The sequence below is a fragment of the Treponema denticola genome (assembly GCF_024181645.1).
Lineage (GTDB): Bacteria > Spirochaetota > Spirochaetia > Treponematales > Treponemataceae > Treponema_B > Treponema_B denticola_A.
In genome coordinates this window covers 2,418,007-2,442,840 of record NZ_CP058624.1, presented here as the reverse complement: position 1 = coordinate 2,442,840, position 24,834 = coordinate 2,418,007, and the positions used below count along the sequence as shown (strand labels likewise).

The 24,834-nt window shown below is 36.5% G+C and carries 17 protein-coding genes and 1 pseudogene; 11 read left to right on the top strand and 7 right to left on the bottom strand.

What is annotated here, in order from left to right; translation table 11 throughout:
* Entirely contained in the window at positions 1-822 is an 822-nt protein-coding gene (locus tag HO345_RS11485) for a hypothetical protein (protein WP_253683012.1), read from the top strand.
* A 24-nt stretch (positions 823-846) separates the two neighbouring features.
* Here the strand turns inward: HO345_RS11485 and HO345_RS11480 are convergent, their stop codons facing one another.
* The gene (locus tag HO345_RS11480) at positions 847-1,701 is read right to left on the bottom strand and encodes an Rpn family recombination-promoting nuclease/putative transposase (RefSeq protein WP_253683011.1); all 855 of its coding nucleotides are present in this window, start codon (positions 1,699-1,701) and stop codon (positions 847-849) included.
* A 171-nt stretch (positions 1,702-1,872) separates the two neighbouring features.
* Here HO345_RS11480 and HO345_RS11475 point away from each other — a divergent pair, with 171 nt between their 5' ends.
* Complete coding sequence (locus tag HO345_RS11475) at positions 1,873-2,457, top strand: DUF3793 family protein (protein WP_253683010.1); 585 nt, start codon at positions 1,873-1,875, stop codon at positions 2,455-2,457.
* Positions 2,458-2,493: 36 nt separating this feature from the next.
* Positions 2,494-2,931: a flavodoxin gene (locus HO345_RS11470; protein ID WP_253683009.1), complete on the top strand. Its 438-nt coding sequence runs from the start codon at positions 2,494-2,496 to the stop codon at positions 2,929-2,931.
* A 102-nt stretch (positions 2,932-3,033) separates the two neighbouring features.
* On the opposite strand, the gene HO345_RS11465 is transcribed toward HO345_RS11470, so the two are convergent.
* Positions 3,034-9,825 carry a FlgD immunoglobulin-like domain containing protein gene (locus HO345_RS11465; protein ID WP_253683008.1) on the bottom strand — a complete coding sequence of 2,264 codons (6,792 nt, stop codon included), beginning with the start codon at positions 9,823-9,825 and terminating at the stop codon, positions 3,034-3,036.
* A gap of 296 nt (positions 9,826-10,121) precedes the next feature.
* Here HO345_RS11465 and HO345_RS11460 point away from each other — a divergent pair, with 296 nt between their 5' ends.
* Positions 10,122-11,156 carry an NADase-type glycan-binding domain-containing protein gene (locus HO345_RS11460; RefSeq protein ID WP_253683007.1) on the top strand — a complete coding sequence of 345 codons (1,035 nt, stop codon included), beginning with the start codon at positions 10,122-10,124 and terminating at the stop codon, positions 11,154-11,156.
* 210 nt (positions 11,157-11,366) lie between these two features.
* Here the strand turns inward: HO345_RS11460 and HO345_RS13240 are convergent.
* Positions 11,367-12,196: pseudogene (locus HO345_RS13240) on the bottom strand (Rpn family recombination-promoting nuclease/putative transposase).
* Between the two features lie 216 nt (positions 12,197-12,412).
* On the opposite strand from HO345_RS13240, the gene HO345_RS11445 reads away from it, so the two are divergent.
* Both HO345_RS11445 and HO345_RS11440 read left to right on the top strand, forming a co-directional pair.
* Positions 12,413-12,874 (top strand): hypothetical protein, encoded by a 462-nt coding sequence (locus tag HO345_RS11445; protein ID WP_002692056.1) that lies wholly within the window; start codon positions 12,413-12,415, stop codon positions 12,872-12,874.
* A complete protein-coding gene (locus HO345_RS11440) occupies positions 12,864-13,088 on the top strand; it encodes a hypothetical protein (RefSeq protein ID WP_002681036.1) in 225 nt (74 codons plus the stop codon). Before HO345_RS11445 ends, HO345_RS11440 begins: the two co-directional genes overlap by 11 nt.
* A gap of 42 nt (positions 13,089-13,130) precedes the next feature.
* Here the strand turns inward: HO345_RS11440 and HO345_RS13090 are convergent, their stop codons facing one another.
* Positions 13,131-14,903: a KHG/KDPG aldolase/sugar kinase fusion protein gene (locus tag HO345_RS13090; RefSeq protein WP_301338710.1), complete on the bottom strand. Its 1,773-nt coding sequence runs from the start codon at positions 14,901-14,903 to the stop codon at positions 13,131-13,133.
* A 197-nt stretch (positions 14,904-15,100) separates the two neighbouring features.
* Here HO345_RS13090 and HO345_RS11425 point away from each other — a divergent pair, with 197 nt between their 5' ends.
* From HO345_RS11425 to HO345_RS11405, 5 genes are all read left to right on the top strand, one after another.
* Positions 15,101-15,388, top strand: a complete 288-nt coding sequence (locus HO345_RS11425) for a TRL domain-containing protein (RefSeq protein ID WP_010693835.1) — start codon at positions 15,101-15,103, stop codon at positions 15,386-15,388.
* A gap of 54 nt (positions 15,389-15,442) precedes the next feature.
* Positions 15,443-15,967: a hypothetical protein gene (locus HO345_RS11420; protein WP_010693829.1), complete on the top strand. Its 525-nt coding sequence runs from the start codon at positions 15,443-15,445 to the stop codon at positions 15,965-15,967.
* Between the two features lie 74 nt (positions 15,968-16,041).
* Positions 16,042-17,913: an adenylate/guanylate cyclase domain-containing protein gene (locus HO345_RS11415; RefSeq protein WP_253683006.1), complete on the top strand. Its 1,872-nt coding sequence runs from the start codon at positions 16,042-16,044 to the stop codon at positions 17,911-17,913.
* Positions 17,910-19,985, top strand: a complete 2,076-nt coding sequence (locus HO345_RS11410) for an adenylate/guanylate cyclase domain-containing protein (RefSeq protein WP_253683005.1) — start codon at positions 17,910-17,912, stop codon at positions 19,983-19,985. Before HO345_RS11415 ends, HO345_RS11410 begins: the two co-directional genes overlap by 4 nt.
* Before the next feature lie 22 nt (positions 19,986-20,007).
* On the top strand, positions 20,008-21,705 hold the full coding sequence (locus HO345_RS11405; RefSeq protein WP_253683004.1) for an FAD-dependent oxidoreductase: 1,698 nt from the start codon (positions 20,008-20,010) through the stop codon (positions 21,703-21,705).
* Positions 21,706-21,811: 106 nt separating this feature from the next.
* Here HO345_RS11405 and HO345_RS11400 read toward each other — a convergent pair whose 3' ends face one another.
* The 3 genes from HO345_RS11400 to HO345_RS11390 are packed head-to-tail and all read right to left on the bottom strand — an operon-like array spanning position 21,812 to position 24,814.
* Positions 21,812-23,119 (bottom strand): YhjD/YihY/BrkB family envelope integrity protein, encoded by a 1,308-nt coding sequence (locus HO345_RS11400; RefSeq protein ID WP_253683003.1) that lies wholly within the window; start codon positions 23,117-23,119, stop codon positions 21,812-21,814.
* A gap of 11 nt (positions 23,120-23,130) precedes the next feature.
* Positions 23,131-23,736, bottom strand: a complete 606-nt coding sequence (locus HO345_RS11395; protein WP_253683002.1) for a response regulator transcription factor — start codon at positions 23,734-23,736, stop codon at positions 23,131-23,133.
* The gene (locus HO345_RS11390; RefSeq protein WP_253683001.1) at positions 23,717-24,814 is read right to left on the bottom strand and encodes a sensor histidine kinase; all 1,098 of its coding nucleotides are present in this window, start codon (positions 24,812-24,814) and stop codon (positions 23,717-23,719) included. The genes HO345_RS11395 and HO345_RS11390 overlap by 20 nt, the downstream gene beginning before the upstream one ends.
* Positions 24,815-24,834: the final 20 nt, after the last annotated feature.

Genomic DNA, 24,834 nt, shown 5'->3' with positions numbered 1-24,834 from the left:
ATGGGAAGAATTTTTAAATATGAAATAAGGCGAAGACTGAATACTATTTTAATTTTAAGCGGAACTATGGCTGTATTGGCAATCGGGTCAATGATTCTGTTAGGCATCTTTAAAACGCCCTTCTGGTCAATGGGAACGACGGGAAACCTTTGGCTGGGACTAACTTTTTTTGCCCTTGCCTTTATACCCATTGTAATGTTTTTTACATGCAGTAACGGGCACATAGATGAGCTTTTGTACAAGGATACCAACTACCTTATGCTCACCATCCCTATAAGAAGCGAGGCTATACTGGGAGGCCGAATTCTCGCAGGTTTTGTAGAATATTTAATATACGCTCTTATCGCCGGCATATTTTTTATAGTAATCGGAGCCCAGCAAGCCGTTTTTTATGGAACTGCCGGACAAACTCTTATATCGGTTTTGGGAGATATATTCTATCAAATATTTGCACAGAATTTTCTTCCCTTTCTTTACGGCGTTTTATTATTGGTTTCATCATTTTTACTTGTGGGAACGGCTTTTATGTTTGTTAAGGCTTTAACCCGTTCTTTTATAAGAAAAAAGATGGCCGCTCAAATTGTTGCAATCATTCTATTTATTTTAATTTTTGAGAGAATCATAGCATTAGGTACGTATTTAAGTACAAGGTGGGATCTTGTGCAATACATAGACCTAAGACTTATGTCTTCCCAATATGATGCCTTTGTAAATATCCAGCCGATGCCGGTTCATTTGGTTACGGTAATTATGACCATGCTTATTTCAGCCGGTTTTTTTGCGGCTACAAGTTGGTTATTCAATAAAAAGGTTGAGCTGTAATTTAACTGCGGCAAAGGGATATTCTTATAGGGCTTCTATTTCTTCAACAGGAAGCCCTGTTCCTTCGGCTATTTTATTGATATCAAAGCCGAACTGCTTAAAAGCCTTAGCCGTTTCAAGAGCTTTTTGATAGGCCCCTTTATCAAGACCTCGTTGATAGCCTTCATTTATACATGATGCCCTGTCATGCTCGTATTTCATACGGGAATCATAAAGCCATTTATCTTTAGGGCTCATTTCCATTACTTCTATCGTTGTATTTGCCTTTCTCATCATAGGCGATTCTTGTTCTAACATTTTTCTTACCTCCGGATCATCAGTTTCGATAAATTTCAGCCAGTTTAATAAGCGTTTTGTTTTATTATTTTTATATTGACCTTCTTTTAAGAGCCTTGCCTTTTCAAGGTTCAATATATGAATCTCAAGTTTTGAAACTAAAGGCTCTTTTGTATCTTGTTCAAGAACAAGATACTTGTTGTGCAAACGCTTATTTTTATTAAAGCCTTTTCCTACCAAGTTTATTGTAATACACTTTGGCAGTTTTGTATAGTCTTGACCTTGTTTTATGTTTTCATTATACATCTTAGACCAATAATACAAGGTTCTTTCAGGAAAATCAAAATACCAACTGTTTTGAATTTCAATGTCGACAAAGGTTCCGTCTTTTAGCCTTAACTTGATATCCAAAATACCTAGCTTTTCAGTTAAAAGCTCCTTATGAAACTCCTTATCGAGAAGTTCCAAGCCCGCGATTGTTTCAGGCGGAATGTCTAAGATACATTCCAATAAATCCTGTAGAACATCCTTGTTTTCCTCAACTCCGAATACACGCTTAAAAGCGAAGTCGTTACGGAGGGTTAGTTTAAACAATTTTTTCATATTTAACTCCAATAAAATTATTTAATAAGAAGAAAAACTTTTCCCCTTTTCATAATTATTGTAGAGAGTATTTGTATTTAATAGTAAAATTTAAAATATTAAGTCTATAATTTGATAAATATTTAGTAAGCAATAGTTGACATTATTTGAAATCTGTGCTTAAATAGGTTTATGTTGAGTATTGCTAACATCGAATATAATTTAGCTTATTCTTGTGCTCCCTGTTTGGCAGGGATTAAACCCTCAAATTTATTTTCTATTTCGGCAGAGGATTTTAAGCAGTTTTTTTTGCTTGATAAGGATTTGCTTGAAGCTAAGGGGTTCTTCCTAAAAGTGCTGTGTGCCTGTGAACGGGGCGTACAGATTCTTCTGTATAAAAAAGATACTCTTGAGGCTTTGATTAAAGAAGAAAGGGTACAAGCTGCTTTATTAATGTTCGGGTATGAGCCGGGGATGAGTTTGGAAGATATGCTTGATCTTTTAGCTTCCAGAATGCACAGCTCGCAGGCAGACAGGCATTGTAAAAGGTGCTGCTCTTTTCCGCATGAGATAGGGCTTTTTTTGGGCTATCCCGTATACGATGTTTTGGAGTATTACAAGCGTCATGGAGAGGGCTGTATTTTTTCGGGTTATTGGAAGGTTTATGCCGATGCCGAAAAAGCCGCCGAAACCTTTGAGCAATATAATGAATGCAAAAAGCATTTTGCTTTGCAGATAGAAAAAGGATTAAGACTTTACGATTTGTTGAGTGCTTAATCTTTAATTAATTTTTTAACCATTGGAGGTTTTTTTATGGCAAAAATCGCTGTTATTTATTGGAGCGGAACTGGAAATACTCAGTCGATGGCTGAGTCTGTTCTTGAAGGCTTAAAGGCTGGCGGAGCGGATGCTTCTCTTTTTACCGTTTCGGAATTCGGATCAAAAAGCATTGATGATTATGACAAGATTGCATTCGGATGCCCCGCAATGGGAGCCGAAGAGCTTGAGCCGGATGAATTTGAACCCTTCTTTGCTTCTATTGAAGGAAAATTGTCCGGCAAAAAAATTGCCTTGTTCGGTTCATATGAATGGGCCGGTGAAGGTTCGGGCGGAGAATGGATGAGGAACTGGGAAGCAAGGTCTAAGGATAAGGGCGCCGACTTATTTGAAGAAGGCTTGATTATCTATGACGCACCCACTGCCGCCGGAAAAGATAAGTGTAAAGAATTCGGCGAGAGATTTGCAAAATAAATTCAGATAAATCCTGTTTGTTTTTATAATTAAAAAAGTTTAAAAATTGATTTTTTAGGGCTTAGAAAACGGCAGTCTAAACTGCCGTTTTTAGGCCTTTTTTTATTTAATAATCAGAATTTTTCTCACTTCATCTATATCGGGGCCGGCAATTCTGACAAAATACATACCGCTTGCAACCGGATTTCCGCCATTGTTTCTTCCGTCCCATAGATAAAAGTGGTCACCTGCACTGTGGTGAGAACGGGTCAAAGTGCGTACTATGTTGCCGTCCAATGTCATAATCTGAATTGTAAGCATTCCCGATTTTTTTAGGTGCGCAGCTATTGTGGCAGACTGCCCCTTGTGAGGATTTACAACATTGTCAAAGATTGACACGCCGCCCTTTTGCATTCGTACTCCTACAATTTTAAAATTCCAGACATCGAAGGAAAGGATATCGTTTGGATTTCGGAGTCTTGCACAGGGAAGCCAATTATTATAGACATACATAAACTGCCCCACCTTTCCTTCTTTTAAGGAAGGATCAGTTGATGGGATGATGGAGGTTATAAGGTTACCATTCAATGTAGGAGAATAATTTGTTGTGCCTGCCTGAGGATTTGCAAAAGAGCCGGGTGGTGATGGTATAGTATCGGGATGCCAAAATTTATGCTCCGCAGAGTTTTTTGAGAAAAAATGCAAGATAACATTGGAAGAAGAAGGTGCTTTTTCGGCGAGTACTCTAACATCAAGTGTAGGTAAGGCCGGGTCATTATCACCGGCATTAAAGTTACGTAAAACTATCGAGTTAGAAGCCGTCAAAGGTTCTACCATTCCGATTCCGATATCAGAGATTTGGGCTTTGTGTTTAAGTGTACCGAAATAATTTAAAGATACCTGATAGGCGGATTTAAGAATATCATCAGGATTAAATTTTTGAGTTCCGTCAAGTTGAATCTTCCATAAAGAATGTCCGGAAGGTATATATGAACTTGGTTCCTTGTTGACTGTTTGCAGATTAGATGTATAAGTTGTTACGCCGTCTGTAATTTGCAAGGAATAGCTTAAAGCTTTTAAACTATGAAATTCTTCTGTAGATAAGCTGTCGTCATCAAACAAAAGATAGATATGGTTATCATTGGGTTTAGCAAAGGAATTTACTATTTGCAGACTATCTTTATAAAATATCCAGCCGTTTTTACTAATTGTTGAGCCGCTATCATCTTTGCTGTTTTTTACAACATAATATTTACCTTCCGGCCGAATTTTTACATTGCCTGTATAGATTTTTAGATAATTTCCTTTTGCATTATTTGAAGAATCCAAATCGTGGCTGTTGCTTAGATGAATTTCGGCACTATTAGAGCCGTTAATTGTTAATGGCTCTCCGTTTGCTCCGGAGAGAATTAAATCTCCGGTTACAGAAATTTTGCCGCTTATGTTAAGAGTTTTTGAGGTAGTACTTGTTGTACACTCAAGGTTGCTGAATTTTGTATTGGCAGAGCCAATGTTTTTAACCGTATGATCATTATTACTTAGTTTTACTGTGTGTGTGTCTGCATCAAAGGTTCCTTTATTAGTAAAGTTATTTTCAATGGTAACAGGAGAAAGTAATTTTACCTTTGCAGAAGTGTTGATTATAAGATTAAAAATATTTTTCTCGCCGCTGCCCGTAAAGTGCAGGTTCTGATCAGTTGAACCGTTAAAGGTAAGAGTGCCGCCTGTTTGATTAAATTTACCGGCGGTTAGGTTGCCTTTAAGTTTTATGTCTCCAGCTGTGGGCTTCCATAAATAACCATTATCAACTTTGATATTACCGTTTGACGTAACATTCCCCGAAGAGTCCCAATTTTTTTTTGCTTCAATGTTATTCGCTGTAATGGTGGAGCCTTTAGAGTCCCAAGCTCCCGTAACGGTAATATTATTTCCGGCATTAGTTATAACTCCGTCTGCAGAAGTCCATTTAGCTGCTTCTATGTCTGTGCCGGCTGTTATAGTACCGCTGTTGGAGTTCCAGTCTCCTAGTACCTTAATTTTATTTGCTGTAATATTGTGTTTTGTGGCTATTGTTGAACCTTCGAGAGTAATATCTTTTCCTGTAGCATTTATTGCTCCATTATAAGTTTGAGTACCTCCGCCGCTATTGATGGTAACATTGGAGCTTTTAACAGTAAGCTCTCCGTTTACTGTTAAATTACTGTTTTGTGTTGTGCAGGTTCCTATATTATTTAAAATCAATTTATTATAGCCGTCGGTACCTCCGCCCCATAGCTTTATTGTTGGCGGTGCACTGTAATATTCAACCGTAGAATTTTGGGTTATTGTCATTCTGTTTGAAGAATTAGAATGTTCAAACCAGGTTTTTTGATCATCTGTACCTTTGAGTCTGAGGGTGCCTTTAGCGGTAAGTTCTGCGGTTGCAGTTTTTGCCGTATTTGAGTATATAAGTTTATCGGCTAGATCGAGGGTTGCGGTGCCTACAACTTCTACTTTTTTCGCATAATAATCTCCGCTTCCCAATATGGGGTGGTTACCGGCTGCGACTGCACGCACTGTTGCAAATTGAGTTGGTTTAGGGGCATGAGAAGTTCTGGGTCTCCAGTTATTTGGATTATTCCAGTTATTATCGTTAGCCTCACCTGTCCATCTTAATTCATATACATTTGTGAAAATCCAGTTTTCAGGTTTTCCGGCTTCTATATCATTAGTATTTCCGGTAGGCTTACTTTCGTCAGTGGTACAGGTATACGTAGAAGAAGTCAGAGATTTTATCGGAAGATTTGTAGCAACACCAAGCCACTTACATTCATAGCCTAAGGCGGTTCCCTGATTTGACTTGACATAAATTTCGGCATTATTATTTGTTCCCGATATATTAAGCACGTTATTTATGCTCGATCCTTGCAAGGTTAAATTACCGTGTACGGAAATCTTTTTGTCAAATCTAATATGTTTTCCGCCCGCATTAATACAGACGAGGTTGTGGAAGTCGGTGTTGTTTTGTGTACCTATAGACCCTGCTGCCGTATTGCCTGTAATCGTATGATCCGCGCCATTAGTCAGTGTTATGGTATATCCGGGAGCTGTTGTTGCGTCAAAGGTTCCGCTGTTGGTAAAATTGCCCTGAATCGTAATATTCGAACCGAGTTTTACCTTGGCAGAGGAATTGATTGCAAGATGATTGATATTTTTATTACCGGCACCGGTAAACTTAAGCTCCTGCTCGGGTGTTCCCGTACCATTAAAGGTAAGAGTTCCGGCTGTTTGATTAAATCTTGCGGCGGTCAGGTTGCCTTTAACTTTTATATCTCCGAAGGTGCTTGTCCATGTATTAGTATGAGCGGTGTTATCGGCTGTAATATCTCCGGATGCGGTAATATTGCCTGTAGAAGTCCAGTTTCTTTTTACAATTATATCTTTTACAGTAATCTGCCCTATAGAAGTCCAACCTCCAGTGCCTTCTTTGACGGTGATAGTACCTGAACCTAGAGCGAGCATAATATCTCTTGTTTTTATTGCACCGTTTCCATCAAAAGTGATAGAATTTCCAAAAGTGTTTAAGTTATTTTCAAATATAGTTCCTACAGGTAAATCGGACTTAAAAGTAGTTTCTTTTTTTAACTCTACAGCACCTTTATAATTTTGTGAATCTGCATTAACGGTAAAACTTCCTGTGGTATCAACGGTAAAAGCTTTATTTACTATCAAATTTCCCGTTGTAAAGCTTGTTTTTCCTCCGCTTACTTTTAGATTTTCGTAGGGGCCTGCCCAAATATCATCAGCTGAGCCGGCATAATATTCAACGATGGAGTTTGCCTCAACGGTCATTTTATTTGCATCATTAGCATTTTCAAACCAGTTTTTTTGGCCTGCGGTACCCGTAAGTTTCAGATGCCCCTTATTGATAAGTTTTGCTGTGCCTCCGGTTGTGTTGATAAGATATCCATCTAAGTCAAGGTCCGCTCCCGAATTCACCGTAACGGATTTTGCAGACACGTTCGCTGTAAGTTTGGGATAGTGAGCAGCTGCCTCTTTTTGAGGAATTGTTACATCAGATTTTACGCCGGGTATTCCGTAGGGCCGCCAGTTTTGCCAGTCGCTCCAGTTGCTCGAATGATTTCCCTTCCAAGTCATAGGTCCGGCATAGCTGCTAAAAATCCAGTTTTTAGGATGACCGTCGGAAATAAGAAAACCGGAAACTTCGTGATCCTTGCTTTCCGTTACGGTATAAGTTTTACCGCCACTTTCCGGAATCATCGGTATATTTGTGTGTACATTAAGCCATCTACCATTACCCGTTTGATCTGCCGAAAGTTTAATACCTGGACTATTGGTGCCGCCTGCTATGGTGAGCAGACTGCCGGCACTTGTTCCCTCCAGTTTTAAGATTCCGTTGACGCTAATCTTTCCGTTTATCGTAAGCGTTTTCCCGCCTGCACCTGTAAGGCTTAGATTATGAAACTTTGTATTGCCCGCATTGCCGGTACCTGTAATCGTATGATCCGCGCCATTAGTCAGTATGACGGTATTGTTTGTTCCGGCAGCAAAGGTGCCGCTGTTGGTAAAGGTTGTGCCGGTAAAAGTTATGTTGTCAGCATTGGCATTGAAAGTTCCGCTGTTGGTAAAAGAGCCGTTAAATGTAAATGAGTTATTTGTACCATCTGTGGAATTAAAAGTGCCGCTGTTGGAAAAGATGCTGTTCAGAGTTATATTATAAGTACTTGCATTAAACGTTGCTCCGCTGCTATTTATAAAGGCTCCGCCGACTGTTATATCTTTATTAAGGGTTACACTTTTACCGCTTGCTACGCTCAAGTTGTTAAAGCTTATCGCACCGCTTCCGCCTATGGTGGAGGAACCGTTAAAGGTTACGGTATTGGAACCCGGCGTAAAGGCACCGTCATTTGTGAAATTACCGCCGAAGGTTATATTTTTATCATTTGCATTAAACGTTGCTCCGTTGTTATTTATAAATGCTCCGCCGACTGCTATATCTTTATTAAGGGTTACACTCTTACTGCTTGCTACGGTCAGGTTGTAAAAGCTTATCGTTCCTGTTCCGCCTATAGTTGAAGACCCGTTAAAGATGAAGGTTCCTGCCGCTTGAGCGAAAGAAGGAGAGGCAACGGTAAAGTCTTTGTTTACGGTTATAGACAAAGCTCTAAGATTTTGTCTTGTACCGCTTACTTTCAGATTTTCGTAAGGGCCAGCCCAAATGTTTGCATTGGAAGGGGGGGCGTCGTAATATTCAACAGTGGATGTGTTTCCGAGTGTTATGTTATCGGCATTTCCCGCACTGAACCAGCTCAACTGATCTCCGCTGCCCGTCATTTTAATAGTACCATCATTGGTAAGTTTTGCTGTAAGGGGGCCTTTTTTTATGGTATAATGAGTCAAGTCAAGTTCCGCTCCCGAATTCACCGTAACGGATTCGGCAGATACGTTCGCTGTAAGTTTGGGATAACGGCTTGTTGTCTGAATGGTAACGGGTGTATGGATACCGGGGATTCCATTTGGAGACCAGTTTGCGTAATCGTTCCAGTTTTGTGTTGAATTTCCTCCTGTCCACGTCATATTAATAAGGCAATCTTCAAATATCCAATTAGCAGACGGGGTTCCTTGAGGTTTGCTCTGGACTACAGTATATGTTCCTCCGGCTATTGGAATACCGGCTTCTACCGTTAAATATTTTCCTTTGGGAGGGGTGCCTGTTATAGGCGTGGGAGGAGTGTAAAAGTTAATCTCTCCGGCACTTTCCGGAGATACCGTAAGAGGATCTTTACTTGGAGGAGAAGCAGTACCTCCTTCTAGTTCAAGACCTTTTTCCGCTACTGAGATTTTGTTTTTTATTTTAAGCGTTTTATTTCCGCCGTTTATCAGCTTAAGTTTATAAAATTTAGTGTCGGTCGCATTGCCGGTGCCTGTAATTGTTACGGTATTGCCGGAAGGTATAAGTTTAACCGTAGATGTTTTTGGTTCAAAGGTTCCGTCAGTATTATCAAATTCTTCTGTAACAGTTATTTCTGTACCGCTTCCTGCATTAAAGGTTCCCTTATATATATTTTTAAAAACTTTAATTTTTATTTTTTTGCCATCCGCAAGTGTTACCTTGTTGTAAGGCGGTGGCGCAGGCAATTCTCTTTTATCTATTGCCAACGTTGAAAATTCCGTTTCGGTTGCGGTGCCTGTAATTTCAGATCCGAATCCGACAAAGGTTACCGCTTTGCCGTTGTGAGTAAAACTTCCGTTATTTGTAAACGTCCCTGCAACTTTAATATTGCTCCCAAGTTGTAATCCTGCACTGCCCGCTATCGTAAGGTTCCAAAACGTTGGTTCCGAATTAACAGGAGCAGTTATTGTTGAAGTCGAATTGGTAAAAGTAACGGTTGTATTATTGTTTGCATAAAAACCGCCGTTTTTTGTAAATGTGCCGGCAATCTTAATATTTTTTTCAAGTTCTAACTTTGCAGGGTTTGCAGCTACCGTCAGATTCCCAAACAGCGGTTCCGAACTGCCTGTACCTGTTATTTTGGAGTTGCTGCCGTTAAAGGTTACGGTGGTGTTAGGCCCTGCACTAAATGTTCCTCCGTTATGTGTGAAATTGCCGGAAAGGGTTAGGCTTGTGTTTCCTGTTATGTTAAGAGAACCTGAATTAATTTTAAGTGAATTTAAATTTATAGGTATGGAAGTGTTAAGGACAGGAGCTTGTCCGTTAGAAATTATAATCGCAGTATCGGAAGAAGTAGAGGGATATCCCGGATGGCTGGGAGGAATAGACCCCGACCGAATCCAGTTGTTTTGATCCTTCCATGTTGCACTAATTCCGAGCCATGTAAAATCTGCAGCAAATCCCGCCGCCATCACAAAAAGAGTAAATGAAATTGCAAAAAATGTTTTCTGTATTTTCTTCATAACACTATAATTATACATCTTTTTTTGTGAAAAATCCAGTCGGATATGGAGAAATTTGAGAAGTTGCGATGTTTGACCGCAAAGGGGGTTAAGACTGCGAAGATGATATGTTTTTAATATGTCTAATTACAAACAGAATATCTAAAATTATTAGGTTAATAGCTTGAAAAAATAGGTTTTTGGGGTATATTTATGAGGACATGTTTAATATGTATTATACGGACAGCTCGGAGAGCTGCTTGTTTGAAATATAGACATTTTAGTAGAAAAATAAACTATTGCCGGAAGGGGGAAAAATGAAAAAGAACTGTTTATTAATCTTATTGATTGGATTTTTGTGTATGAATTTATTTTCACAAAGTTATGACGAGCGAAGAATCCTTTTTGGTGAAAACTATCAGGCGATTCAAAAAATCTCAAAAGAAAGTGAATCCATAATAAAAGATTCCTATTCGGAGGTGCTTGCTTTTGCAAATAAATTTCATTTTTTTTCAGACTCTTCTTTGGTAGAACATGGCATTTATAAGGAAGTCCATAATTCATTTGTTTTTTATAGGTTTTTATTTACCGATAATCACTCGTATGGAACTTTTGTTTTTAACTATTTGCAGATTTTTTGTCTTGCATACAAAAACAGACTTTACATCTTGGATTCTTCTTATTTGCATAAAGAACAATTGATAGAGGAAACGATTCACGGATCTGATGAACATATATATTCAAATTATTCTGTCATTCAAGAGAAGGGCGAATTTGAAATTATCATGCACCAAACAAAAGACAAAACCGAATTCTATGCTGATGAGGAAGATGATTCAGAAGAAACTATTAAAGTACCAGGTGAAGGAGTTGCATATTTTTATAAATTATCGGATATTCTTAAAAGGATAGAAAAAAGTAATAGTATAACAGATACTATCGCGCAAGTAGAATTGAAAGAGTATAAAACGGTACATTGCGACAGCACATTGATTGATGAGAAACGTCCGTTTTTATATACAATTCAAAATGCATTTGATAAAAATCCTGAGACAGCTTATGTAGAAAAGAGTGAAGATGATGATATTAGTATTTCGATAGTGAGTGATAAAAAAATAAAACGAGTCGGTATCATAAATGGGTTTGTAAAAACTCAAAATCTCTATGCAAGTAATAATCGTATCAGAAAAATAGATATTAATTGTAAGCTTTTTGAGTTAAAAGACATGCATTCAAAAGATTTCGTGTTTTTCGATATTCCGCTTTCTTCCGACATTTATATTCAAACTGTAGAATTATATAAAGGAAACCGTTATTCCGATACTTGTATTGCAGAAATACAAATTGAATAGTAAGCAACATATAACACCCGTTTCAACGCCGACATTGCGGACAAGTCGCAAATGCAGGTTAAGCAAGTATTATATAAATACTCTTTGTGCATGTAGAATAAAAACATGAAAATTTCTAATGAGCATGGATTTCTGTATAGCAGCAAAGCTTCAAGGCTAAACCCTGCTCTGACTTGAAAAGCCCGTAAGGGACGGGGCTCCTACCCCTGATTATAGAGCCTCTACTTCTTTAATGCTTAAACCTGTAGCTTTTACAATATTTTGAATGGGAAAATTCATTGCAAGCAAATTTTTTGCCGTTTCAAGCTTGGTTTGGTATGCACCCTTTTCAATACCCTTTATTTCACCTTGCAACATTCCTTTTTCAATACCCTGCCGATAACCTTCACTTATACATGAAGCCCTGTCATGTTCATATTTCATACGGGAATCATATAGCCATTTATCTTTAGGACTCATTTCCATTACAGAAATAGCGGCATTTGCTTTTTTCATTATCTCTGAATTTTCTGCTAACACTTCTCTCACCTCCCAATCAATTAGGGGAGGAAAGACAACCCGACAGAACAGGTTTTCTTTCCTCCCCTATAACCCCTCCTATCTTTTCCGTCTGCCAAAGGGAGTTCCCTTTGGAAACCCCTTCTTAACTTTTGATATATTAAATTGTATTCCCATTATTATAATAACATTCGGCTAAAAATTTTACAATAGTCTTGACCTTGTTTTATGTTTTCATTATACATCTTAGACCAATAATATAGGGTTCTTTCAGGAAAATCAAAATGCCAGTTGTTTTGAATTTCAATATCGACAAAAGTTCCGTCTTTTAGCCTTAACTTGATATCCAAAATACCTAGCTTTTCACTTAAAAGCTCCTTATGAAACTCCTTATCGAGAAGTTCCAAGCCCGCGATTGTTTCAGGCGGAATGTCTAGGATACATTGCAGTAAGTCCTGTAGAACATCTTTATTTTCCTCCGCTCCGAATACGCGCTTAAAAGCATAGTCGTTGCGGAGAGTTAGTTTAAACAATTTTTTCATTTTTTGCTCCAATAAAATTATTTAAAAGAAAAAATTTTCCCCCTTTCATAATTATTGTACGAAAAGTTTGCAATAGATAGTAAAATTTGAAAAAAGGAATTTCGATACGAGATATAATAATTTTCTATATTATCAGACTTTATTCTAGAAAAATGGCGGACACCAGATAACGTTCAATTTAATATAGTGCAAGAATTTTCAAAATGTGATATAATTATGACCATGAAAGTTTATCTTGATAACTGTTGTTACAATCGGCCATATGACGACCAAAATTATTTGTCGATTTCACTTGAAACACAGGCAAAGTTGCTTGTTCAGTTGCTTATAAAAGAAAAACATCTGGAACTAGCTTCTTCGTTTATTTTAGATTATGAAAATTCTTGTAATCCCTATATGGATAGAAAAACTGCCATAAAGAATTTTTTAAACGACAATGTTTCTGATTATGTCTGTAGTGAAAAATCGGAAGAAGTCATTACAAAGGCAGAAATAGTGATGGCAACGGGAGTAAAGATGAAGGATTCTTGTCACATAGTTTGTGCTGAAATGATGAAATGTGACTATCTTTTGAGCACGGATAAAGGTATGTTGAAATATAAAAGCGATACTTTAAAATTACTTAATCCGATAGAATTCATAGATTTATTAAATGGAGGTAATAAAAATGATGACTGAAATGATTGTACCGCCGACTACGATAGAGCTTCTCTCTCGTGGTATGGAATGTCTGATAGAAACAATGGGTGTCGTTGAAGCAGAATACTTTATTGCTGCTGTACGAAGGGAACGATTCGATTATACAAAATGGCAAAGAGAATATTTTGACAAAATGGATTTAAAAACTTTTGTTAATAATGCAAAATCTCATGCTCAAAGTATGGAAAAATAAAATTACCCACCACCCGCCTCAGTTTACGCTTTTCCTATCCCCCTACCGCTGCACCCTTCCCGATGCATCTCCTTGGGCAAGAGTTAAAACTTCATCAAAAGAAACTTGGTTAAAGTCGCCGTTTATAGAGTGTTTTAAGCAAGAGGCGGCTGAAGCAAAGTCGATTTGTTTTTGAGGTTTAAAGCCTTTTAATTCGGCACAGATTAAGGCTGCAGCAAAACTGTCACCGCCTCCTAGCCGGTCAACAACCTGCATTGTGTATTTTTTGCTAAAATATGCTTTACCTTTTGTATAAAGCATGGCCGACCAGTTGTTTTCACTGGCTGATGTGGATTCTCTCAGGGTTATTCCTACTTTTTGAAAACCGAATTTTTTGCATAACTTTGCAGCAACCTCTTTGTAGCCTTTTTCATTTAACTTGCCGGAACTTACGTCCGTGTTCTTTGAGGTTATACCGAAAACCTTCTCAGCATCTTCTTCATTTGAAATACAGATATCGACAAATTCGCAGATGCGGCTCATTGTTTCTTTTGCTTCATCGGGGGTCCAAAGTTTTTTGCGGTAGTTGAGGTCGCATGAAACGGTAATACCCATTGATCTTGCCGTTTTGCAGGCTTCAAGGCAAATTTCGGCAGCATTTTTGCTTAAAGCGGGAGTAATTCCCGTAAAATGAAACCATGAGGCTCCTTTAAAAATTTCTTTCCAGTTAAAGTCGCTTGGTGCTGCCTCAGCAATGGCAGAATTAGCCCTGTCATATATTACCTTTGAGGCACGCTGGGAGGCTCCTTTTTCTAAAAAATAGATACCTATACGCTTCCCTCCGCGGATTATGCCTGAAACATCTACCCCGTATCGGCGCAAAGAGTTTACTGCAGCTTGGCCTATTTCATGGGCCGGCAGTTTTGTTATGTATGAGGATTGCATTCCGAAGTTGGCTAAAGAAACTGCGACGTTTGCCTCCGCTCCGCCGAAAACCAATTCCAGTGCGTCGGCTTGAACAAAACGGTTAAAACCTGTGGGTGAAAGGCGGAGCATTATTTCGCCCATTGTTATAACTTTGGGTGCTTGGTTTGTTTCAATGCTTCCGCTTAAAGAGCTTTCATTTGATGTTGAGGCCTTTGTTTCTGTTGAAGTTTTTGGGTATGAAAATGCAGTTAAAGCGCTCGGACTTTTTTTAGGATTACGAGCCTCTTTTACTGTTTGTAGTGCAATGATAGACTCTTCTTCTATTTTTTTAAAATCTTTTGAAGCTATAAGCTCTTTTGAAACCATCCAGCTTCCGCCGCAGGCTATTACCTTTGAAAAAGCCGCATATTCCGCAATATTTTGGGCGTTTATTCCTCCGGTCGGCATAAATTTTATATTCGGGTATGGTGCGGAGATAGCCTTTATAAATTTTAAGCCCCCTGCAGCCTCAGCCGGAAAAAACTTGACTACTTCAAGGCCGAAGCTAATAGCCTGTTCGATTTCTCCTGCGGTGGAAACTCCGGGAATTATCGGATAGCCTGACTTAACGCAATGCTCTACAACCTTAGGATTTAGTCCGGGGCTTACGATGAATTTTGCTCCTGCAGCGATAGCTTTGTCGGCCTGTTCCGGGGAGAGAACCGTGCCTGCTCCTACAAGAAAATCCGGAAAGTTTTTTGAAAAAACTTGAATAGCTTTTTCGGCTGCTTCCGTTCTAAATGTGATTTCGGCACAAAAAAGGCCGGCGGCAGAGAGGGCTTTCCCCAATGGAAGAGCATCTTTTTCATTGTCTAAAACGATGACAGGTACGATGCCTATTTTTTCTATTTGTTTAAAGATTTTATTCATAAAAGCCCCTTATTAAGTTTATTTTGTATTTAAGATTTATATCGAGATATTTTAGCATAATTCTTATTGTTTGTCACTTAAACTACAAAAAACGATAAATTTTTTAAAAAAATATGTAATAATGAGTGATCCCTATGTTGACATAAATATAAAAAAATGGTAAGCCTCTATTAGACTAATAATTTAAGGAGTGACTAATGAAAAAAATTGCTTTAGTTTTGTTTGTTGTACTTGCTGCTGTTTTAATTGCATCATGTTCAACAGTAAGACCTGTTGCAGGTGCTTCAGGTGTTGTAGGACGAAAAACCGGTGAAGCTTCTCAGGCATTTTTTGCTGCTTTCCCTATAAAAGGTGAAGGCGGAATTGCTCAGGCTGCAAAAAATGGCGGTATCACAAAAGTAGGAACAGTTGACATTAGAGTTGACTATCCTGCCAGTCCTGCTATCCCCTATTATATTGTAACTACAGTTGTTACAGGGGAATAGGCTATTATAGCTTCGACAACCTCACTAGTTTGATAGTGGGGTTTTTTTTATTGTATGAAAAAGTATTTTTTTGTTTTAATATCATTTTTGGTTTTGTTCTCTTCATGTATAAGTACCCTTCCTTCAGGGAAGGAAAAAGTTATTACGGCTTATATGGAATCAGGTAATATGAAATACTATATCCGTCCCGAAAAAATGGTGCTAAAGGGTGAAAAAGATTCCTCAAGCCATGTAATGGCCGATTTTACTTATCAAATGAAGCAAAGAGAATATGTTTCAGATGCATATTTTAATTTTACCTTACATAATAAAGCCGATGCCTTTATTTTAAAAGCCTATTTTATTTTAGATTCTAAAGAAATTGTAGAACTTTTTGACCTTAATACTCTTGATAGAAATCTTTCTTTAGGATATGTGCGAGTTTCCACGATTGTAAAACAAGAAAAAGTTAAAGACGTGTTGCTTGGAATTCATAAAGGGTCGGCTGTACTAAAGGTGGTGCTTGATAATGATACCGAAATGGAATTCATAGCCTCGAAAGAGTTAATAAGCCGTATTGAAGAAGCTTTTCATAAATAATCATAACCTATTGACAATATCCGCTATTGAGTATATGCTTTTACCTACAAGATCCCCGCTTGTGGAGTAAGTGTGTGAAAAAGTTTACTCTGATTTTTATCTGTTCTCTGTTTTTAGCTTCGTGTATAAAGCCTGCCGAGCCTCGTTTAGATGCTGTCGTAAAAGGTGTTTTTGATGCAGAAAATATATCTGTAGGTGATATACAAGTACTGGAAGGAGAATGGATTTTTATTCCAAACAAATTTGTCAGCCCTTTGGAAGATTTTACTAAATATACCCGTTATGAGAATATAAATACATCTTGGCATAAGTATGGAGACGGCCTGTCGATTTACGGATATGGGACCTATGCTTTAAGAATAAAAAATCTTTCTACAAGCGGTGTATATGCAATAAAAACGGCAACCGTTTCTTCCGCCTTTACTGCATACCTTGAAGGGAAGGAAGTTTATAGAAGCGGTGTTGTGGGTAATTCCCGTAAATTTGAAGTCTTTAATTGGGATGCCCCGTTTATTATCCTTCCGACTTTCGGGAAGGAAAAAGTAACATTAGTTTTTCATGTTTCTAATTTTAGTGATAATAAGGCCGGTTTTTTAAAGCCCATAGAATTCGGTTTTTACTCTGATCTTTTAAATGCAAAAAATGCAAGCGTTTTAACTCTGACTATATTGGCCGGCATCCTTTTGTTGGTTGCAGCATTTTTTATTTCTTTGTTTATTTTTTATTCTAAAGAAAAGCAATCGCTTTATTTCGGTTTGTTGGCGGCTAATTTTTCTTTAAGAATTTGCTGCTATGATGAATTTTTGCTTGCAACAATAATACCCGGTATTAGCGGGGAGGCTCTTTTCAGAATAGGTTATATGACACTTTCATTGGGTATCATATTTGCAGCATTGTTTATAAACAACCTTTTTAGCAAAATAAAAAGCAGATATTGGTTTATTATGCTTGTTCCCGGAATATTGTACATTATCATAAATATTTTTGCTCCTATCAGAATTTCGGCTGCGCTGCTTCAGCCTGCGCAAATCTATGTTTTATTGTTTGCAGCATATAATGTAATAATTGTTATGAAAGCCGCTTCACGGAAAGATGCATCGGCAATCCTTTTTTTGACGGGGTTTTCAATCTTTTTAATTTTAGGTGTAAGAGATGTTTTAATTGCAAATAGGATTATACAGGGCTTTTTCCTATCACATATAGGTGTTTTGGTCTTATTGATTCCAATGGCCATTGTTGTTTTGCGTAATTTTAGAGACAGCTCTGATAGGGTTATCGGAATTACGAAGCAGATAGAAGCTACAAACGAAGCTCTTGCAAAATTTGTTCCGAACGAATTTATGAATTTTTTACGAAAAAAACACGTTGATATTAAGTTAGGAGATAATATTTTAAAAGACATGTATATAGCTTTCATTCATTTAGGTGTTTATACAGATTTAGAAACAGAAAAAGACAGACTGGGTCTTCTTAAAATTTATAATTATACTTTAGCAAATATCAATCCTATTATTCAGGCTCATAACGGATTTATCGATAAGTATTTAACTGAGGGCTTAATGGTACTTTTTCACGGCTCGGCAGATGATGTTATAAAGTGTATGCTTGAAATTAAATCCGTAGTTCAACTTGAAAATATGGATAGAGAAATAAGTAAATTGCCTAAAATAGACCTTGCTGTAGGTATTCATTATGGAAGGCTTATGCTTGGTACGATTGGAGAAGAAGAAAGAATGGACAGCACCGTTATATCCGATGTTGTTAATGTTGCTTCCAGACTTCATTTTTATGCTCTAAAAAAAAGAGTAAATATTTTTATCAGCGAAGTTGTTAAAAAGAATGTAACTAATCTTCCCATAAATGAAGTTAAATTTGAATATAACGGCTTGGTAAGATTTAGAGGAAAAGATGAACCGGTTAGAATATATGAGGTAAAAAAATTATGACGATAGAAAAGAAAAGGTTGTTTTTAGGGTCTATTCCTTTTTTTTGTTTGTTTATTCTTTTATATCTAACTAATTTGTTTAAACTTGTTTATGAACAAAAAATCATAGATTTGGAAGTAAAAAACGGTAAGGTGTCTATTCCCGCGAAGACCTTATCAAAGTCCTCTCTTTTTTCTTTAAGCGGAGATTTTTATTATACGCCTAATCAGTTTTATTCTTTAAAAAATAGCCATGAAGAATCTTATGCTAAGGTTCCAGGTGATTTTGCAAGCAAGGATTTAGGGAATGTTTTTGGTTACGGTTCTTACGGTTTAGAATTATATGGTTTAGATCCCGGTACCATTTATGCAATTCATGTCCCCCATATTTTTAGCAGCTGCAGTATTATAATAAATGGAATAGATCGTGAAAGTCAGGGGCAGCCCGGTATAGATCGGGAGACAGAAAATCCGGGAACCAGATCATCTCAAATAGCTTTTAGACCCTTAAAAGACGGAACAGCTACTATAGTTATTAATGTTTCTAATTTTTTTAACAAGAAAGGTTATATTTTTTCTCCGATTATTTTGGGTGAAGCCTCTCAAATAGGACTAATGTTTAGAGGAGATTTGATCTTCTATGGTACTATATTTGCCGTAACTTTTTCAGTTGCTTTATTTTTCTTTATGCTTTCCTTTTTCCATAAAAACTCCTTTGTAATTTGGTTTGCATTAACGTCCATGGTTTTAGCCGTTCGGGGAATTTTCTTTTATCCTCATATTTTTATGATTTTATTTCCGGACATTCCATGGATTGCTAATTTTATTATGCGGTATGTTACAGTTCCTTTACCGATTATTTTTTTTACTGTCTTTCTAACAAAGGCCTTAAAATTACGGTATAAGATTCCTTATATCATTATATTATCCGTATCAATTTTATATGCAATTTCCACTATAGTTCTTCCGCCTGAAGTTTCAACATTTTTATTGGGTTACTACCAAGTTTTTGCTTTGTTTTGTGTAAGTTATATTATCAGTATTGCAATAATAGGTTTGAAAAAAAAGAAAGAATTTTCCGTATGGATATTTATTGCAACATCCGTATTGTTTTTATTCGGTGTTTATGACTTATTTATTGCTTTAGGTATTATATCGGGAGATTTTTTTATTCAGATAGGGACGGTTTTTGCAGTTATCATATTGTCGATAATGGTATTGGATGATTATTCGGGTTCAATAAATAAAATAGAAGATCTAAGTGTAGAAATGAAGCTTATAAATCGATCTCTTATTAGGTTTGTGCCTGATCAAATTGTAGAGCTTTTAAATAAAAAGTCTATAACGGATGTTAAACTGGGAGATAATGTTGAACTTACAATGCCAATCCTTTCGATAGATATCCGTTCCTTTACTCACACTTCAGAAAAACTTGCACCCAATCAAGTTTTTGAATTATTGAATGAGTATTTTGCATTGGTAGCTCCAATTGTTCGGAAATATAATGGTGTAATAACAAAATACTTGGGGGACGGTTTTTTTGCTTTATTTCCTGATGGAGCGAATTCTGCTCTTTTATGCGGAATAGATATACAAAAGGCTATCCGAGATAATAGTATTGCAGTTCCTAACTCATCCCCTATAAAAATAGGTATAGGAATTGATATGGGGGATATTCTTTTAGGTATCATAGGTAATTCGACACGAATGGATAGTATTATTATTTCCAATTCTTACCACATTGCAGAAGTTTTGCAGGAATCTACAAAAAAATATTCTTCCTATATGATTATTTCCGATAGAATTTATGAGGCCCTTAATGATATTTCTGAGCATTATATTAGACCTATACAAAGGGTTAAAAATTCATCGAACAAGGAAACATTCTTATATGAAGTTTATGATTGTGATGATGGTTTTATTCGTGATTTAAAGTACAGCTCTCAGGGCTACATGGAAAAGGCTTTAAAAGCTTTATCGAACGAGGGGGTTGGATCTGCAGCTAAATATTTTGATAAGGTTTTGAGTATATTCCCGGACGATCCTGTATCTCTCTATTATAAAAAAATGTTTGAAAAAATCAATTTAGAATAAATTTTATTTTAAGGAGTAGTTTATGGCAAAGAAAGTTGTAATTGTAGGAGGCGTAGCAGGCGGAGCTTCAGTTGCCGCGAGAGTTAGACGCTTGGATGAAAATGCTGAAGTTATTATGTTTGAAAAAGGTCCCAATGTATCTTTTTCAAATTGTGCCTTACCCTTTTTCTTGAGTCGGATTGTTCCCGAAAGCGAGAATCTTGTTTTGATGACTCCCGAACGGTTTAAAAAGCAATATAATATTATTGCAAAGACTTCTCATGAGGTTTTGGCTGTCGATTCATCAAAAAAAATCGTTAAGGTAAAAGACTTAAATACCGGAACAGAATTTGAAGAATCTTATGATGTATTAGCTCTTTCTCCGGGGGCTGTACCTGTGGTTCCGCGTTCTATAACGGGATATGATAAGCCTCATGTTTTTACCGTAAGGAATGTTGTTGACATTAAAAAGCTTGATGATTATGTTAAAGCTCAAAATGTAAAAGATATTGCTGTTATAGGGGCGGGGTTTATCGGTATTGAGGTTGCAGAAAACTTTAAGCTTGCAGGTAAAAATGTTTCTCTTGTAGAAAAACTTCCTCAGGTAATGGCTCCGTTTGATTATGATATGGCCCAAATCCTTCATAAAGAGTTGCACGATAAGGGCGTAAACTTAGTTTTGGGCGACGGTATAAAAGAGATAGGCGACAGCCATATTATCCTTGAGAGCGGCAAAAAGCTTGATGCAGGAGCTGTTGTTCTGTCATTGGGTGTCCGTCCTGAAGTTGCTTTAGCTCAAAGTGCAGGCGTAAAACTTGGAGATACGGGAGCTATTTTAGTAGATCATAATTACCGCACCAATGTAGAAGATATTTATGCAGTAGGAGATGCTATTGAAGTAAGTCATTTTATAACGAGCAAAAAGACAAGGCTTACTCTTGCAGGCCCTGCACAAAGACAGGCTAGGGCTGCTGCAGATGATATGTACGGCATTCCTCATAGAAATACGGGAGTCATCGGTTCTTCAGTTATCCAATGCTTTGATTATAATGCCGCATGTACGGGTCTCAATGAAAGAGAGTGTCAGGCACAGGGAATTAATTACGACTTTGTCTATGTTATTCCCGGAGATAAGGTAGGTCTTATGCCGGATGCACATCCTCTTTTCTTTAAGCTGATTTTTGCCAAGCCTTCCGGCAAGATTTTAGGAGCTCAAGCAATAGGAAAAGGAAATGTCGATAAGCGTATAGATGTTATAGCTTCGTTTATTATGTTGGGCGGAACTTTGGAAGACTTAAAAGAGTTGGAGCTTTGTTATTCCCCTATGTTCGGCACTGCAAAAGATGCTGTAAATTATGCCGCTCTTGTAGGTTTAAATATTTTAAACGGAGTGTATAAGCAGGTTCCCGTTACAATGGTAAGAGAGCTTGTAGAAAACAATGCTTTTATTGTTGACGTTCGCGAGCCCAAGGAATTTGAAGCGGGCCATCTTGTAAATGCCCTCAATATTCCTTTGAGCCAATTACGAGAAAGAATGAATGAGATTCCGAAAGATAAGCCTGTATATGTACATTGCCGCTCGAGCCAGAGAAGCTACAATGCTCTTTGTGCTTTAAAAGGAAAAGGATATAAGAACATAGTAAATATTATGGGCTCATTTTTAGGCATAAGTCTTTATGAATACTTTAATGACATTACTCAAAACCGAAAGCCGATAGTTACTAAATATAATTTTAAATGAGGAACAGTTAATCAACAACCCCGACGCGAGCGTCGGGGTATTAAACCCTCCGCACGAATAAATACTTAAAAAAACGCTTTAGAATTTTCTAAAGCGTTTTTAAATTTTAATTTTGGCCTATTAAAGATTCGGCTAAAATTTTTAAGGCCTGCCTTGAAACATTTCCGTCGATTGAAATTGCTTCTAAAAAAATATTTTCCGGCACAACAGCTAAAAGACAATCTGTTACTGCAACAGCCGTACCCGTCCTCTTTCCGTTTAAAAGACATGCAAGCTCTCCGAATAAGTCGCCTTTTTCGAAATTCAAAATTTTGTTTAACCTTGTGACTCTTACGCTTCCTTCTATTATGTAGTAAATCTCACTTGATTCATCTTCATAATTAAAAATAGTCTCTCCTGCTTTTATTTCTATAGTTTGTTTTCTATATTCTTTTGGCGGGCTAATAAAAAGATGCCTTAAAAGCTGATTAAAAAAACCGGGAGCATCTTCTTTTGGGAGCCTGTAAAGTTGTGAAATTATAAAGCTGTTAAAAAACTGATTAACATACATAAATTGTGCAAAAAACACAAAAAAGAAAAAGAAAAACCAGACTTGAATTAGGACAAGTATTACATTTGTAAAAAGGCCGTATACAAATGTAAATTTAACCGTAGACCTAAAAAAAATAAAAAATATCTTTACAAAATAATAAGATAGAGTGCAGGCTGCAGATGAAAGAAAAGCCGTTTTAAAAGAAGGCTTTATAGGCGGCATCCAATAATATATCAGACAGACAAACAGCTGCATAAAAATAACGGGAATAAATCTAAATAGATTTCTTAAAAGACTAAATAAGTTCGGTGAAAAAACAGGCTGAGCAAAATCGCTTCTAAATACCGCAGAGCCCGTTATTAAAAATATAAATAGAAAAACAAGCAGGATAACAACAATTATTTCGCCTAGAATAACTATCAGGCTGGTCTTTAAAGGGGTTATTTTTATTTTCTTACGGTATACTTTTCTGATTGAATGCTGAATGGTGGCAAAAAAACGTCTGGCCATCCATAAAACAAAAATCAAAACAATAAACTCAAAAAAAGAGAAACTATTCACATTCAATAAAAAATGAAAAAACCTGTCAAGATTAACCGTGTTTTGAAAAATTGAAAGAGCTCTGATTGCTTCTTTTATTTGCTGAGGACTTTGTTTTAAGACACGGAGTAAAATAGTTAATGTTAAAATAAAAACAGGGAGAGCTGACATTAAAAAATTATATGCTCCCGCAGCCGCAGTAGTTAAAAGGTCATTATTTACAAAGCTTACAATTGTGATATATATTTTTTGATTAAAGTCATAGAGCCCTTTTTTTTGTTCTTGAATAACTCTTGCATACCAAGCTAAAAATTTCTGACTATTATTTTTTTCTTTTTTCAATCAAGGTTCTCCTATTTTGTATAATAATATACGACTAATTGTGTCCTGTCTCTTAAATCCAATTTTTCGAGTATGGAAGAAACATAATTGCGGACAGTTCCTTCACTTAAACTAAGTCGGTTTGCTATTTCTTTATTATTAAGCCCATCTGCAACTAATTCCAAAATGTCCGTTTCCCTGTCATTTAAGTCGCCTGAAAATTGAGAGCGCGCCGGTTTTGTTTGAGGGATTTTTGATATTATTTCCGAATCGAATACGATGCTCCCTGCGCCGACTGCGTTTAATGCAGGTACCAGAGAATCTATGTTTTGTTTTAATATATAACCCTTACATCCGAAGTTAATTGCCTTTGTAATATATTCTTCATCGTTAAAGGTTGTAAGCAATAATATTTTTGCATCGCTATGTTCGGATAGAATTTTTTCGCTTGCTTCTATTCCGGTCATATTTTGCATTCTGATATCCATTAAAAGAATATCCGGTTTGTATTCATTAAAGAGGGCAATAGCTTCGCTTCCGTTTGAGCCGGTTGCAATAATATTGAACCCGTTGACTGTTAATATTGTTTTTAAAGAGGAAACTACAAGACAATCATCATCAACTATTATTATCTTCATTGTATTTATCCTTTATTTTTGGAAATATAATATGAGTTTTAAATCCGTTTTCGGAATAAAATTTAATTATACCTCTATGTTTTTCTACAAGGTCGGCTATAACCTTTAAGCCTATTCCATAATTTAGATTTTTGATTTCTTTTCCTGAAAAACCTCGCCCGTTATCTTTTATTATAAGAGAGTAAAAGCCGATGTGTTCCAGTACGCTTAAATTCAATTCACTTGCTCCGCTGTGTTTGATGGTGTTTGAAAGACTTTCTTTTACTATTGAAAAAATATCGTATTTTAGCTCATAAGGTATAGAGTCTATCTTATATGTTAATTGTATCTTAGGTTTTTTTGTGTTTTCAACAAGCTCTTCCAAACCTGTTTGTAAATTAAAAGAATCATTATGCATATTATGAAGACATTCTCTTATTTCGGTCATACCGTTTTCTAAAGAATTTTGTAAAATATTTAAGCTGTCTTTTACTTCTTTCTGATTTGAAATATATTTTAGTGCATTCACCTGTAAAATACCGGCACTAAGTGTGTGACCTATGGAATTATGAAGACTTCCTGAAATTCTGTTTCGTTCGGCGAGGATTAAAACTTCAGCATTTTTTAAAACCTCGTTTTCTAAAATTCTTTCTCTTTTTTTCGAATTAATTTTGCTTTCGGCAAGTTTGTCTTTTAGGCCGGTTACTTCCAATGTTTTAAGTAAATAGTTTTCCTTAACACCCGAATAGAAGAATATAATCAAAGTAAACAGAAAAAAAATAAGATCGAAATTAAAAAATACACATAGTAACGGAAGAAATTTAAAAATAATGGACAAGTTCTTTTGATTTTCTTCAGCTTCTAAATTCATAGCGATAAAAACGGGAGAAAAAAATGCAAGATTTTTATTGAATGCTGCTATAAATATGACAAAAATAATAAAAATAAAAGGCTTTATGTTGCTGTGTATCATACCGCTCCAAAGGCCCATAGAAAAAAATATCATAAAGTAAGGAATAACTATAAACGATCCGGTTTTAAGAAATACAAAAAGAGAAGAAAAAAGAACTATCAAAAAATTTTCTAAAAATAAAAGCATATAATTACAGGAGTCTCTCT